Consider the following 14,980-nt stretch of genomic DNA (forward strand, 5'->3'; position numbering starts at 1 on the left):
GGGGATTGGAAGTCAGCCGATAAGCCGGGTTCTGTCGTTGGACAGTCATTCCTCTAGTACTGCCGTTACCGACAGTCTCAAGCAACCTACCCGGGGACAACGCGAGCCACGTTAACGCCCCCCTATTTGGTCTTGCTCCTGATGGGGTTTAGCCTGCCGTCCGTGTCGCCACGTCCGCGGTGCGCTCTTACCGCACCTTTTCACCCTTACCTGTGCTGACAAGTCAGCCATCGGCGGTTCAGCTCTCTGTTCCACTTTCCGTCGCCTCACGGCGCCCGGCCGTTAGCCGGCATCATGCTCTACGGAGCCCGGACTTTCCTCCCCGCCCCTGCTTGCGCAGCGACGCGGCGACTGTCTGTCTGACTTCCAGCCGACAGTTTACCCGAAGCAGATCAAACACGCGGCATTTTTTCCTGCAGCCAAATAGCATTCATTTATACTAGCGGGTCATTTCTGCGGGGTTCGTTTAAGAATGGAGCTGAATCAAGCCAGGCTGTCGCGCTTGCAGCTGCTTGGCACGCTGGTCATCATTTTCTTGCTGGCATTAACGCTGGCAGGCTATTTCCTGCTGACCAGCTGGACAGACTTCCATTCCCGCCAGCAACAGATCGAAGGCGATGCCTACCAGCATGCCCGCGATTACCTGCAATCCTCTGGTGATCACACCACCCTGACCCTGCTGGCTTTGCGCGACCACTCCACCGACACCCTCAAGCAGCAACTGAAAGAACAGGTCGACCAGGCCTACCATGTGGCCGAAGGCATCTGGCAACGCGAACACCAGCGCTTGCCGGAGGCGCGGGTCAAGGCACTGATTGTCGAGGCGCTGCGCCCGCTGCGCTTTTTCGAAGGTCGTGGCTATTTCTTCATCGACACCATGGACGGGCGCTGCGTGTTGCTGCCCACCGCGCCGGAACGCGAAGGCAGCTCGCTGCTGGATAACCGTGACGACCATGGCCGCTACATCATGCAAGCGCTGATCGAATCGGTCAGCAACCCGGAGCAGCGAGGTTTTACCGCTTATCGCTGGTATTTGCCGGGCAGCCACAGCATGTCGGAAAAAGTGGCGTATTCGCGCCAGTTCAAGCCCTATCGCTGGGTCATTGGCAGCGGCGAGTACATTGCCAATGTCGAGGCCAGCCTGCAGCAACGGGCCATCACCCTGCTCTCCCGCATGCACATGGGCCGTGATGGTGACGATTTCATGCTGGTGGACAACCAGGGGGTATTACAGTTTTATCCCGCCGAACCTGCCTTGCAGGGCAAGCATTACCTGGCGCTGCCACCCGAACTGCGCAAGCGGGTGCTGGAAGTACTGCAACTGGGCAATCGCGGCGGCTTCATGGAATACACCGTGCGTGAGGCCGGCAATGCCAATCCGGTCGCTCACCTGGCCTATGCCCGCCACTTGCCGGGCTGGGAGTGGACGCTGGTGACGGCCATGCATATCCAGTCCATCCGCGATGGCAGCGTACAGGCGCGCGAACAGCTGGACCAGCAATTGCTGCGCCGTATCAATACCACTCTGCTGATGACGCTGCTGGCCATGGCCAGTGCAGCGCTGTTTTCCTGGTTCTTCGTGCGCTGGATGGATGCGCTGGTGGCACGCTATCAGCAGGACTTGCGTCAAAGCCATGCCGAGCTGGAAGCCAGTACCCGCGAGTTGAAACTCAGCCATTTCATGATCGACCACGCTACCGACCTGGTCGCACTGCAAGCGGCCGATGGCAGGCTGGTCTATGCCAACCGCGCCGCACTGGATTGCCTGGGGGCCGAAGCAGAAGGACAGCAGCGACTGAAAAAACAGCTGTTTGCCCCGACCGGCGTCAGCCTGCCACACACCTTTGAAACACGGCTGGAATGCTGCCAGGGGCATCTGCATCTGGAGGTCACCCTCACCGGCATCGACTACCACGGTGACAGTTATCTGTGTGCCACCGCCCGCGACATCACCCCACGCCATCACGCCGACCGGCAGCAGCGGCTGGCAGCCAAGGTATTCGAATCCAGCAATGAAGCCATCCTGATCACCGATGCCGACAACCATATCCTGGCAGTCAACCGTGCCTTCAGCCTGATTACCGGCTTTGCCGAGCAGGAGGTATTGGGACTGACCCCTGCCCTGCTGGCTTCTGGCCAACACGATGCCGATTTCTATAGCCGCATGTGGGAAAGCCTGGACAAGCGTGGCCAGTGGTCCGGGGAAATCTGGAACCGTCGCAAAAACGGTGAAGCCTTTCCCGAGTGGCTGAATATCAGTGTACTGACCGACGAACAGGGCCAGATCACCCACCACGTGGCGCTATTTACCGACATCTCGGAACGCAAGGAACACGAGGCACGCATCCAGCATCTGGCGGAATACGATGCGCTGACCGACCTGCCCAATCGCATCCTGGTCAACGACCGCCTGCAGCAAGCCATCCGCCTGGCGGAACGCCATGGCGGCCAGCTGGCGGTACTGTTTGTCGACCTGGATCACTTCAAGAACATCAACGACACCCTGGGCCACAACAGCGGCGACGAACTGCTCAAGCAGGTAGCCAGCCGGCTGTGCGGTGCAGTGCGTGAGCTGGACACCGTGGGCCGTACCGGTGGCGACGAGTTCGTACTCATCCTGCCGGCCATTGCCCAGCCAGACGAAGCCGCGCAGGTTGCCGAACGCATCCTGCGCGCCATGCAGGCACCATTTGATATTGATGACAATGCACTGGTGGTGGGATGCAGCATCGGCATCAGCCTGCTGCCGGGTGATGGCAACGACATCCAGACCCTGCTGATGAATGCCGACCTGGCGATGTACCACGCCAAGGCCCATGGCCGGAATACCTTCCGCTTCTATACCCGCGAAATGAATACCCAGGTAGCGGACCGACTGCAACTGGAAAACCGGCTGCGCCGGGCGCTGGAGCAGGATGAGCTGTTCCTGTTGTTCCAGCCACAACACGACATCAACAGCCAGGCGCTGATCGGCTGCGAGGTATTGCTACGCTGGCAGGACCCGACAGAGGGGCTGATCATGCCCAGTCGCTTTATCCCCATTGCAGAAGACAGCGGCCTGATCGTGCCACTGGGACGCTGGGTCTTGCGAGAAGCCTGCCTGCAGATGGCACGCTGGCGCGCACAAGGCCTGCAGCTGCCCAAGATCGCCGTCAATGTGTCGGCTCGCCAGCTGGCACGGCTGGACTTCACCGACGAAGTGCGGGATGCCCTGCAAGAAAGCGGGCTGCCCGGTCATTGCCTGGAAATCGAGGTTACCGAAAGCACATTGATGGAAGATGCAGACCTGGCATCGCGCCAACTGGCCATCATCAAGGCCATGGGGGTGCGGCTATCGGTCGACGATTTTGGCACCGGCTACTCCAGCCTGGCCTACCTCAAGCGCTTTGCCCCAGACACCATCAAGATCGACCGCTCCTTTGTCAGCGACCTGCCCGGCGACAGCGAAGACGCCGCCATTGTGTCCGCCATCATTCATCTGGCACGGGCCCTTGGCATGAGCACCCTGGCCGAAGGCGTGGAAACCATGGAGCAGTGCGACTTCCTGCGCCAACTGGGTTGCAGCGGCATCCAGGGTTATCTGCTGGGCAAGCCACAGGATGCCAACTCCATTGCACGTCAGCTAGGCGAGCTGGTCAGCTGACATGCGCCTGGCAGTTGTCGTCAGCTCGGCCTTATGCGGACGCGGTATCAGCAGCGAAGTCAGCCAGGCCAGCCCCACGATGCACAAGCCAACCAGCATGCCACTGGATGCGGCGGGAACGCCCGGCAGCCAAGCCGGCAGCGCTGGCAGCACGGCGAAGCTGAGCCCGGCTCCCAGATTGAAGGCACCCGCATTCAGGCCGGGCAACAGCCCCGGATATTGCGGAGGCGACAGCACCACGCCCAGGCCATTCAGCATGATGTTGGCCGTACCGGCATAAGCCACGCCGGCCAGCACGCAGGCAAGCACCATCCACCACAGGCTGTACAGGCCAAAAACCAGCATCAGCACGATGGCAAGCATGCTGCCGGCCAAGCCCAGCCGCAATACCCGGCCATAGCCCCATTGCGGCGCCAGCCGCCCGGCCCATGGCCCCACCAGCCAGCCCACCAGCGCATAGGGGGTCAGCAACAACCAGGAAGCATGATCCGCCGCCAGACCAAAACCACTGCCCGTTTGCTGGGCATGCGCCATCACCAGGCCATTGATGATGGCGAACACGCCGCTCATGGTCAGTATCGTGGTCAGCAGCAAGGCCCAGGTGCTGCGCTGGCGCAGGATATCCAGGGCCACCAGCGGCTGCGGACTGTGCTGCTGCCGGCGCAGGAACAGGGCAAAAGCCACTAGCGCCAGCAAGACCATGCCACCGATGCCACCCCACTGGGCAGGGCCAGCCGCGGCCGCCAGATTCAGCGCCCACAGCAGGCTGGCCAGCGTCAACACCAGCCACCCCACACCGGGCCAGTCCATGGCCGCCCCAACCGACGGGCGTGACTCTGGCGCACATCTGGCAACCAGCACACAGGCCACGGCGGCCACGATGGCAATACACCAGAATACCGCCCGAAAACCGAAGTGGGTCGCCAGCAGCCCTCCGGCAATGGCATCGATGCCGGCGATGCCACCATTGACTGCCGTGATCACGCCCATCAGCAGGCCGTAACGCTTAGGCTCCGCTATCTGATGGTGCAACATCAGCAAACAGATGGGCACCACCGGGCCGGATACCCCCTGGATCAGCCGGGCCAGTTGCAGTACCGCGATGGAAGGAGCCAGTGCCGCCAGTACGCTACCACCCAGCATGATCAACAACATGCCCAATAACACCCGCCGACGGCCCAGCATGTCGCCCAGACGGGGCAGGAACAGCGAAAACAAGGCCGCCGCAGTGAAAAAGGCCGTCTGCGACATGCCCACTGCCGCGTCACTGGCCTGCAATTCGCGGGCGATGGTCACCAGCACCGGACTGAGCATGCTGGCATTGAGTTGGAAGGCGACACAGGCAGCCAGCAGCGCCGTCATCAGGCTGGTAGTGGAAGGAGCAGGCTGGCTCATGACTGCTTCGCCGCGATGTGCTGCAGGGCATCGATGATCATCTGCCAGAAATAGTTATGATCCAGCTGTACCGCGACCTGGGTATGGCAGTCTGCTGGCGGCGGCGCACGAAAATCGGCCACGGTCATGCCCAGCGTCAGCGTGCCGTGCAATTCCACATCCAGCTGTGCCTTGCGTACTGTCATCACCTGCGAGTCGATGACATAGGCCACCGCACAGGGGTCGTGTACCGGCGGAGAGGCAAAGCCCTGTTCACGGAGGTAGGTTTCGCCAAAGAAGGCCAGTAGTTCCTGCACGAAGCGGGCCGGGGCCGTCTGCAGCGCAGCAATGCGCGCCTGTACCTCCGGTGTGGCAAGCGCCTGGTGGGTCAGGTCCAGCCCTACCATGGTAAGCGGCCAAGGAGTGTTGAACACGATGTGGGCAGCCTCGGGATCGATCTTGATATTGAATTCGGCCACCGCGCTCCAGTTACCGGTATGGTAGCCACCACCCATCAACACCACCTCGCGCACCCGGCTGGCGATGCGTGGCTCCTTGCGTACCGCCAGCGCGATATTGCTCAGCGCGCCGGTGGGCACCAGCGTGATCTCGCCCGGTGGGTGCTGCATGATCAGCTCGATGATCAGGTCCACTGCGTGGCGCGGATCCAGCTGGCGTCGTGGCTCCGGCAACTGCGGGCCATCCATGCCGCTATCGCCGTGAATGGAGGGTGCCACTTCGATTTCCCGCACCAGTGGGCGTGGGCAGCCAGCGGCAATGGGGACATGAATACCGGCCAGTTCAGCCACAGCCAGTGCATTGCGCGTCACTTTTTCCAGCGTCTGATTACCAGCCACCGTGGTGATGGCCAACAGTTCGATGGCCGGGCTGCCATGGGCCAGCAGCATGGCGATGGCATCGTCGTGGCCGGGATCGCAATCGAGGATGATCTTGCGGGGCATGGAGTGTCCTTAAGCGGGCGATTGAGACAGGGCTGCCATTGTGAACCGCTGGCAACGAGGGTGGATGCTGGCGCAAACGCCAGTTTCCGCGCTCAATCAGCTGTGGCGGCCGTGGCCGGCCCCAGCCAGTGTTCCACCAACCGCACCCAGAAACTGGCGGCTAGCGGCAAAGCCTGGTCGTTGAAGTCATAGCCGGGGTTGTGCACCATGCAGCCGCCATCACCATCGCCATTGCCGACGATGAAGTAGCAGCCAGGTATTTGCTCCAGCCAGTAAGCAAAATCCTCGCTACCGGTCAGCGGCTCCAGATCCCGGATGACATTGTTTTCACCCAGCCACTCGCTCGCCAGCAACATGGCCTGCTGGGTGATGACATCATCGTTGACCAGTACCGGATAGCCGTGCTGAAACAGCACTTCCGCCTGTGCGCCGAAGCCAGCGGCATGCTGCTCGGCCAGTTGGTGGATGCGCTGGTGCAGCAGATCGCGCACGGCCGGGTTCAGCGCACGTACGGTGAGGCGCAATTCGGCACTGGCCGGAATCACGTTGGCAGCATCGCCAGCCAGGATGGCGCCCACGGTGAGCACGGCGGTTTCCAGCGGTGGCACATTGCGTGAGACGATGGTTTGCAGTGCCAGTACCAGCGACGCAGCCACCACCACCGGATCTACCGCGCGTTGTGGCATCGCGCCATGGCCACCCGTGCCATGGATCAGAATGGTGATGGTATCGGTGGAGGCCATGAAGGCACCGGCACGGAAACCCAGCTTGCCCAGCGGGATGCCCGGCATATTGTGCAGGGCGAAGATGGCATCGCAGGGAAAGCGCTGAAACAATCCGTCATCCAGCATGCGCTGGGCACCAGAGCCGCCATGCCCCTCTTCGGCCGGCTGGAAAATCAGGTGCAGGGTGCCGGCAAAACGCCGGCTGTGTGCCAACTCGCAAGCGGCGGCCAGCAGGATGGCGGTGTGGCCATCGTGGCCGCAGGCATGCATCTTGCCATCGATGCGACTGGCCCAGGGCAGGCCGGTTTCCTCCTGGATGGGCAGGGCGTCCATATCGGCCCGCAGACCGATGGTCGGCCCGCGACCACAATGCAGTGTCGCCACCACCCCGGTACCGCCAATTCCCTCGGTAAGCTGGTAGCCCCAGCCCTGCAGCTTTTCCATCACCAGCCGCCGGGTATTGAATTCCTCGAAACCCAGTTCGGGATGGGCATGCAACTGGCGGCGCAGGGCCACCATTTCATCGTTGATACGCAGGATGCCGGGCAGGATGGCGCTATGCATGGAAACAGTCTCCGCAATCAGGAACAGGACTGCAAAGACTGGGAGAAAACCCCTGGCAGGCGATACCGGGACAAAGTGCAGGCTTGCCCGCCAGGAGTGGGGCTCTAATCGAAACGCAGGGTGTAGCGCGACTCCACCGAGGTATTGGTGCCGGCACGCAAGACCATGGACCAGCCCTTGCTCAGCTGGTAGGCCAGCTTGACCGCCTGATCCGCGCTGGTCACGCCATATTCGTAGCCCAGGTAGAGTTCGCGGGTGAGCTGGCGCCCCACCGTCACCACCTGCTCGGCCGGGCTTACCGTACCATTAGCCAGGGTTCTTTCCTTGCGGCTGGCCAGACCCAGCTCATCAAACAGGCCAACCTGATCATTGATGGAACCGGCCAGCATCATGCCGGCGGAAGCCGCCAGCGCAGCATCGTCGCGATCACCACTGGCGGCATGGCCCAGCACCAGCCAGGACAGCTTGTCCTTTTCCGACATCGACTCGTCGGCCACCAGCCGGATGCGCGGCGCGGCCACGCTGCCAGTGACCTCTACACCAGCCCCCACCGGGGACAGGTGACGTTTGGCCACAACATTCAGCACCGGATTGTCCAGCGGGCCGACAAAGCTGATGATGCCCTGCTCGATGTCCAGATCCTGGCCATACGCCTTGTAACGGCCCTTGACCACTCGAACCTGACCACGCGCCCCCGGGGGCATGCCCGGATTGGCGCTGACCTTGACCACGCCGGTCAGCTCTACATCCAGCCCCTGACCAACCAGGCGGAAACGCTCGCCCAGGTCGAGATCCAGCGCCACGGTGAGCGGCAGGCTGGCAAAGGCTGAAGGCTCGGCAGTCTCGCGCCCCTTCACCACCACGTCGTCGCTGAGGCTGGGCGCTCCGGTCTTGGGCAGGTCGATACGGCCCTGATCGGCACGGATACGGCCAATCAGCGAAATTTTCCGGTCCACCATGCTCAGTTCAGTGCTGCCGGATACCACCAATTTGCGGCTGGGCTTATCGAACACACTGAACTTGTTCAGGGTGACCCTCACCATGGCATCCGGGCCGGCTTCTTTCAGGTCCAGGCTGCCGCTGGCACTGACTTCGCCCTGACCACCGGCAAAGCGCAGTTTGTCCAGGATCAGGCTACGGCCACTCATTCTGGCCTGCAACACACCATCCCCCAGCCGGATACCGGTTTTGTGGTCGGCCAGCAGCAGCTTGCTGCCCTGGATCAAGCCCTGAGCCTGCAACTGCCCCAGTGGCCCGGTCAGTGATAAATTGGCCGATAGCTGGCCGGCCAGTTCGAGCGAGGGCGAAGACAGCTGCGCCAGGTTGGCCAATGACGGTAGCGATACCGAGGCGGTGGCCGACAGCGGGGTGCGGCTGTCGATGACCCCGCCGTTCCATGGCAGGCTGCCCTTGCCTGTCAGCTGGGCATAGCGGCTGTCGATGTCGGTATCGAACAACAGGCTGCCACCGTCAAAACGCAGCCTGAGCTGCGCGGCCTTCAGGCCCAGTGCGGCAGGACGTCCGGCCTCGGCCGGCAGGCTGATATCGCCAGCTACGCGTTTCAGCCAGAACTGACCTTGCGGCCGGTTACCGTTCAGCTTCAGGTCCCAGCCGCTATCCAGCAGCAGATTCTGCTCTACCGGCAAATGTAGCAGCGGGGCCAGTTCGGCCAGCCGCAAGCTTTCGGCATGCCCTCGCGTGCTCAAGACACCGTCGCTGGTGCGGGTCAGCTCGCTCAGGCTCAGGCTGCCACCCAGTAGCGCCAGCCGGGTACTACCCAGTTTGATACGTGCAGCGCCAGCTTCCAGCGCTAGCGGTGACAGCAGGCTCAGTCCGGGCTTGCCCGTCAGTTCCAAACGTTCCAGCACACCTTGCCACTGGCCGCTATTAACCGGCAGACCACCACTGGCCGCCAGCTGTAAGCCATAGGGGCGGCCATCCAGCCGCAGTCGGCCATCCAATTGCAAGCGATGGCGGGTGCGGGTACCACTGCCCTGCGCCCGCAATTGCTCGGCACTGAAGCTGCCGGCCTGCAGCTTGTCGGCTGCCAATTGCAAGCGGAAAGGACTGCTGGGGTCAGCCTTGATATCCCCGTCCAGGCTCAGGCTCTGTACCGCCAGATTGCCGGGCAGGCGCAGCCGCTCGGCGCGCAGGCTGGCGCTGAGCAGCGGCACTTTGGGGGTACCGGCTAGTTCGGCCTGACCCTTGATCACGCCGGAGAAATCCCGTCCCAGCAGCGACAGATTGGGGGCATCGATCAACAGTTTGAGTTTGTCGCCAGCGGCGCCATAAGCACCATTGGCTTGCAAGCGGTTGCTGGCCAGCCTGAGATCGGCCACCAGCTGGCGTAAACGCTGTCCCTGCCAGTCGGCACTGAGCTGGCCGGACAGCGCAGCACCAGACAGCCGGCTAGGAGCGAACTGCAGGCCCACCTTGCCACTGAGTGGTGCCACCAACTGGCCAGTGGCCTTGATGGCAGCATTCAGCTCGCCAGCCGGCAAACCGGCTTGCAAGCGAGAGGGATCAGCCTTGAGCAGCTTGCCTTCCAGCTGGTACTCCTGCCGTCCCTCCAGCCCCAGCTGACCACTCAGCGATACTTTGCCGGCACCGGCAGTCAGGTCCAGCTGACGCAACAGCAGCACCTTGCCGGCCGCTGCCTGCTGAAAGCCCAGGGCCGTCTGCAATTGCAGGGTCTTGCCATACAAGCTGGCCTTGATGTCGGGTCCGCTCAGCGCTCCGGCCACCCGCGCCGTTCCCTTGATGACATCATCCGGCGCAGCCTCATGCAGGGTACGCAGGCCGATATTGTCCAGCAACGCCACGATGTCCAGCGAGTTGTGCTCGACCTTGCCGGTGAGGTTGAGTTGACCACCGCCCAGCTGGGCCATCAGCTTGTCCAGATGCAGTGCTTTTTCGTCAGCACGGAACTCCCCCACCAGCAGCGACAAGGGGAGCTGGCTGGCTGACAGCGGGCCGGGCTGACTATTGAGCAGGGATAGCCCACCCTTGATGCGCGGGCCGCCATCAGGCTCGGCATGGACAGCAAAACCCAGCCTGGCCTTGGGCCAGGCCGGCATAATGGCCTGCGGGTTGATACCGCCAACGCGCACATCCAGCCGGCTGAAACGGTTATAGGGATTGAAAGCGAAAGGGTGCAGCAGCCCATGGGCCTCGGCCAGCATGCCCTTGCCGCTGGCGGTACCATCCACTTGCAGTTGCAGCAGATTACCGCCCAGCTTCAGGCCAGCCAGTAGCGCGATCTGTTCCAGTTCGCCCTGGCCCTGTAGCTGGCCACGGATGGCAAAGGGGCTGCTGTCGGCCAGCTGCAGCGTGGCGCTGGTACTGCCCCAGGGAGTTTGCAGACTGTGCAGCTGCAAGCTGTGCTGCTGCCGGTCATAGCGATAAGCCGCCTGCAGGCCGTACAAACGCACATCGTCTGGCAGCATGGTAAGGCTGGCCAGACTAAGCTTGTCCACTTGCACGGCCAGCGGCAGTGACAGCGAGGCGGGTGCGCCCGCCGCAGGCGTGGCTGGGCTGGGACGCGTGGTCAGTCGCACATGACCGATGCTGAGCGCCTGTACCTGCACCTGGCCCTGCCATAAGGCGGCCGGCTGCCATTGCAGCTGCAGGCGGTCGATGTCGGCATCCTCGTACTGCGCACGCCAGCGGATATCGTGCAGGGTGAAGCCCGACCACAGCGAGCCCTCGCTACGCGCGATGCTCAATTGCTGCCCGGTCAGCACCGGTAGCTGCTGGCACAGCCAGGCAAAACCTTGCTCATTGCCAGTCAGCCAGCCCAACACACTGAGCAGAGCCAGCACCAGTAGCAAGCAGAGATAGCGCCACCAGCGCCGGCGAGGACGGGCCGGTGGCGTGGCGGGCTGGGAGGTGTCCGGCGGAGCCGGTACGACGGGAGGCAGGTGATCACTCATCAGAATGCCAGCCCCAAACTCATATTCCAACGCAATTTGCCGTCTTTCTCAGCCTTGGCAATATCCATCGACAAGGGTGCCACCGGGCTCAGCCAGCGCAGCCCGACACCATTGGCGTGTTCCAGCTTGAAGCTTTGCCAGCTTTGGGCGGCGTTACCGGCATCGTGGAACAGGGCGATGGCCCAATCCTTGGCCACCGGAATCTGGTATTCCAGCGTGGCCGTCGCTACCACGCGTCCACCCACCACCGCACCATCCGGGCCGGGCAGGCCCAGGCTCTGATAATCGTAACCGCGCACACTGTTGGAGCCACCCGCGCGGAACAGCTGGGAAGATGGTACTTCATCACTGTCCTTGGCCCACACCTGCCCCAGCTCCAGCCGGGTCAGCAAGGTGCCGTACTTGGGCCAGGGGCTCCAGTAGCTCACGCCGCGCGCGTAACCGCGCACAAAACTGGTGGTGGACAACAAGGAGCCAAGCGTGCTGGACAGCGAGACATCGAGCAGCGTGCCGGAGCGTGGGCGCAGCGGATCATCCACATCGCGCCGGGTCCAGCCAAATGCCCCCAACAGCGCCCGGGTATTGTTGCTGGGCGTGTTGCCGATGGTTTCCTTTTCCTGGATGAACTCCACCCCGAAGCGGGCATTGATCTTGTCATGCGAACGAATACGCCAGGCACCGGCATCTATCGCAGTGGTTTTCACACCCTGGATGTCGGTTTGCTTGAACGAGGAGGTAATCGAGTGTGAGTAGCCATTGGCCTGGCGCGGAAAGCCCAGGCCGAAGCTGAGATTGCGGTCGCTGTTTTTCCAGTCCAGCAATACCGAACCGGTCCAGCCCTTGCCGAACAGATTGTAGTAGTCATAACCGATACGCGTACCCGGACCATCTTCCGAGTCGTAAGTCAGGCCCAACTCCAGCTTCTGCTTGGGGAATTCGGTGAGGCTGACTTCCACCGGTACCTGATCCTGCTCGATGCGCGCCATATCGGCGCTGACCACCACGCCGGAATAATGCGGTGATTGCTCCAGCGCCGATTGATAATCCAGCAGCTTTTTTTGCTGATAGGGGTCACCCTGGCGGAAATCAGCCAGCCCGGTAGCCACCGTCAGCGGATAGCGCTGGTTGCCACTGATATGGGTGGGACCGAAACGGATCAGCGGCCCGCTGTCGACCTGTACCAGCAACTGCCCACGATGGGTTTGCGGATCAATGTCGGCCTGGCTTTTGATGATGCGGGCCAATGGGAAACGGTCGATGGTGAGCAAACGCAGCATGGCGCGCTTGCTGCTGCTCCAGTCATCCTGGCGGTAGGGCGCGCCCATCGGCAAGGCCCAGGCCTCCAGCACGGCGGCCAGCCTTTGCTGATAATCCGCCTGTTGGCGAATCGGCCCGTTCAGTTGCAGGGTGACATCGTCGATAATCACCGGCTCGCCGGCATCCACCTTGAGCACATAATGCTGCGCCCCCTGCTCTTCCACGCGGATGCGGGCAGTAAAATAACCTTCGGTTTCCAGCAGTGCCTGCGCGGCAGAGGGCGTTTCCTTGATGATGGCCTGCAGCTGGAAATCGTCCAGATCCGCATCGTTGCGGGCGGAGATCAACTCCAGGTGGTCATTGAGCAGGGTAGCGAGAGCCGCCGGTGCTTCCACACTGACGGTGTAATCCACCTTGGCCCACGCCGGCGCAGCGCACAGGGCGAGGGTGAGAGCGGATGACAAGGCAAGAGGATGGGTGCGTGGCAACATGTCGACATTCATCTGGAATCCGACTGATGGTAACGAAACTGGTTCACTCTGGCGAGGAATGTCGGTAGCTGCGCTACCGGCAGCCGAGCATATACCTGACTGACAGCCGTAAAAAAAGGCGGAAGGTTCCGCCACAAGACTGAGAGAGATACGACACGGCCCGCTAATGCGGGCCGTCACTGCAGTACACCAGCCCGGCAAGGTTGCCGGGACCGGTCACTTACTTCTTGCGCTGCGGCGGCAAGTCGGTGCAGCTACCTTCGAACACTTCGGCAGCCATGCCGATGGATTCGCCCATGGTCGGGTGCGGGTGAATGGTCTTGGCGATGTCTTCGGCATCGCAGCCCATTTCAATCGCCAGACAGATTTCACCAATCATGTCGCCGGCATGTGGGCCGACAATGCCGCCACCGATCACCTGGTGGGTAGCCGGATCGAAAATCAGCTTGGTGAAGCCTTCATCACGACCGTTGGCAATGGCGCGACCGGAAGCCGCCCATGGGAAGACGGATTTCTCCACCTTGATACCCTGCTTCTTGGCTTCGTCTTCGGTCATGCCCACCCAAGCCACTTCCGGATCGGTATAGGCCACGCCCGGAATCACGCGGGCATCGAAGAAGGCCTTGTGACCGGCGCAGTTTTCCGCCGCCACGTGGCCCTCATGCACACCCTTGTGTGCCAGCATAGGCTGACCGACGATGTCGCCGATGGCGTAGATATGCGGCACATTGGTGCGCTGTTGCTTGTCCACCGGGATGAAGCCACGGTCGGTCACCGCCACGCCAGCGTTTTCCGCGGCCAGCAGCTTGCCGTTCGGCGCACGGCCGGTGGCGTACAGCACCAGGTCGTAGCGTTGCGGTTCTTTCGGGGCCTGTTCACCCTCGAAAGTGACGTAAACACCGTCTTCCTTCGGCTCGACAGCCACGGTCTTGGTGTTGAGCATGATGTTGTCGAAGCGGTGGGCATTCCACTTCTGCCATACCTTGACCAGGTCACGATCGGCACCCTGCATCAGACCGTCCAGCATTTCCACCACGTCCAGGCGTGCACCCAGCGTGGAATACACCGTACCCATTTCCAGACCGATGATGCCGCCACCGATGATCAGCATTTTTTCCGGTACGGCTTTCAGTTCCAGTGCGCCGGTGGAGTCCACCACACGCGGATCATCCGGGATGAACGGCAGTTTCACCACGCGCGAACCGGCGGCGATGATGGCATTGCTGAACTTGACGATGGTTTTCTCGCCGGATTCTTCACGGCCGTTGCCGGTAGTCACCGACACTTCCAGATGATGCGGGTCGATGAAACGGCCATTACCGCGCACGATCTGCACCTTGCGCGCCTTGGCCATGCCGGCCAGGCCACCGGTCAGCTTGCCGATGACCTTTTCCTTGTAGCCGCGCAGCAGATCAATATCCACTTCCGGCTTGCCGAACTTGATGCCGTTGGCCGCCAGATGGCTGACTTCGTCGATCACTGCGGCATTGTGCAACAGGGCCTTGGACGGAATGCAGCCCACATTCAGGCACACGCCACCCAGGGTGGAGTAACGCTCGACGATGACCACTTTCTGGCCAAGGTCGGCCGCGCGGAAGGCCGCGGAATAGCCGCCAGGGCCACCGCCCAGTACCATCACGTCGCATTCGATATCGGCACCACCGCCATGGCTGGCGGCGACTGGAGCTGCTTGCGGGGCGAAACCGGCATCGGTATGGGCAGAGGCCACGCCGGTGGTTTCCAGCGGCTTGGCTTCTGCCGGGGCAGCGCTGGCGGCGGCAGCGGCTTCGACGATGACGATCACGTCGCCTTCGCTCACCTTGCTACCTACGGCCACTTTGACTTCCTTCACCACGCCAGCGGTTTCCGCCGGCACTTCCATGGTGGCCTTGTCGGTTTCCAGCGTGATGAGGCTGTCGTCCTTGCTCACCACATCGCCCGGTTTCACAAAGACTTCGATCACGTCCACATTGCTGTGGCCGCCGATATCCGGGACTTTCAGTTCAATCAGATTGCTCATGGCTTTTCATCC

Annotated in this window: 7 protein-coding genes and 1 other RNA gene; 1 reads left to right on the forward strand and 7 read right to left on the reverse strand. The window is 62.1% G+C overall.

Going from position 1 to position 14,980, the window contains the following annotated elements:
- Window positions 1–4: 4 nt before the first annotated feature.
- Window positions 5–367, reverse strand: an RNA gene (gene rnpB / locus H2Z84_RS03200) — RNase P RNA component class A.
- A 105-nt stretch (window positions 368–472) separates the two neighbouring features.
- Between rnpB and H2Z84_RS03205 the strand changes: the two genes are divergently transcribed.
- Window positions 473–3,643: a bifunctional diguanylate cyclase/phosphodiesterase gene (locus tag H2Z84_RS03205; RefSeq protein WP_181834695.1), complete on the forward strand. Its 3,171-nt coding sequence runs from the start codon at window positions 473–475 to the stop codon at window positions 3,641–3,643.
- Here the strand turns inward: H2Z84_RS03205 and uriT are convergent.
- The 6 genes from uriT to lpdA form a co-directional block, all read right to left on the reverse strand.
- Window positions 3,623–5,038, reverse strand: coding sequence for a uridine transporter UriT (uriT, locus tag H2Z84_RS03210; protein WP_181834696.1), 1,416 nt, complete (start codon window positions 5,036–5,038; stop codon window positions 3,623–3,625). The two genes, H2Z84_RS03205 and uriT, sit on opposite strands and share 21 nt — an antisense overlap.
- A complete protein-coding gene (gene uriH / locus H2Z84_RS03215; protein WP_181834697.1) occupies window positions 5,035–5,979 on the reverse strand; it encodes a uridine-preferring nucleoside hydrolase UriH in 945 nt (314 codons plus the stop codon). Before uriH ends, uriT begins: the two co-directional genes overlap by 4 nt.
- Window positions 5,980–6,071: 92 nt before the next feature.
- Window positions 6,072–7,268 carry a M20 aminoacylase family protein gene (locus tag H2Z84_RS03220; RefSeq protein WP_181834698.1) on the reverse strand — a complete coding sequence of 399 codons (1,197 nt, stop codon included), beginning with the start codon at window positions 7,266–7,268 and terminating at the stop codon, window positions 6,072–6,074.
- Between the two features lie 104 nt (window positions 7,269–7,372).
- Entirely contained in the window at window positions 7,373–11,200 is a 3,828-nt protein-coding gene (locus tag H2Z84_RS03225; RefSeq protein ID WP_181834699.1) for a translocation/assembly module TamB domain-containing protein, read from the reverse strand.
- Complete coding sequence (locus H2Z84_RS03230) at window positions 11,200–12,948, reverse strand: autotransporter assembly complex protein TamA (protein ID WP_258869273.1); 1,749 nt, start codon at window positions 12,946–12,948, stop codon at window positions 11,200–11,202. Before H2Z84_RS03230 ends, H2Z84_RS03225 begins: the two co-directional genes overlap by 1 nt.
- 220 nt (window positions 12,949–13,168) lie before the next feature.
- A complete protein-coding gene (gene lpdA / locus H2Z84_RS03235) occupies window positions 13,169–14,968 on the reverse strand; it encodes a dihydrolipoyl dehydrogenase (protein WP_103524791.1) in 1,800 nt (599 codons plus the stop codon).
- Between the last annotated feature and the right edge of the window lie 12 nt (window positions 14,969–14,980).

Origin of the sequence: Aquitalea aquatica (assembly GCF_013911085.1) — a bacterium.
Classification (GTDB): domain Bacteria; phylum Pseudomonadota; class Gammaproteobacteria; order Burkholderiales; family Chromobacteriaceae; genus Aquitalea; species Aquitalea aquatica.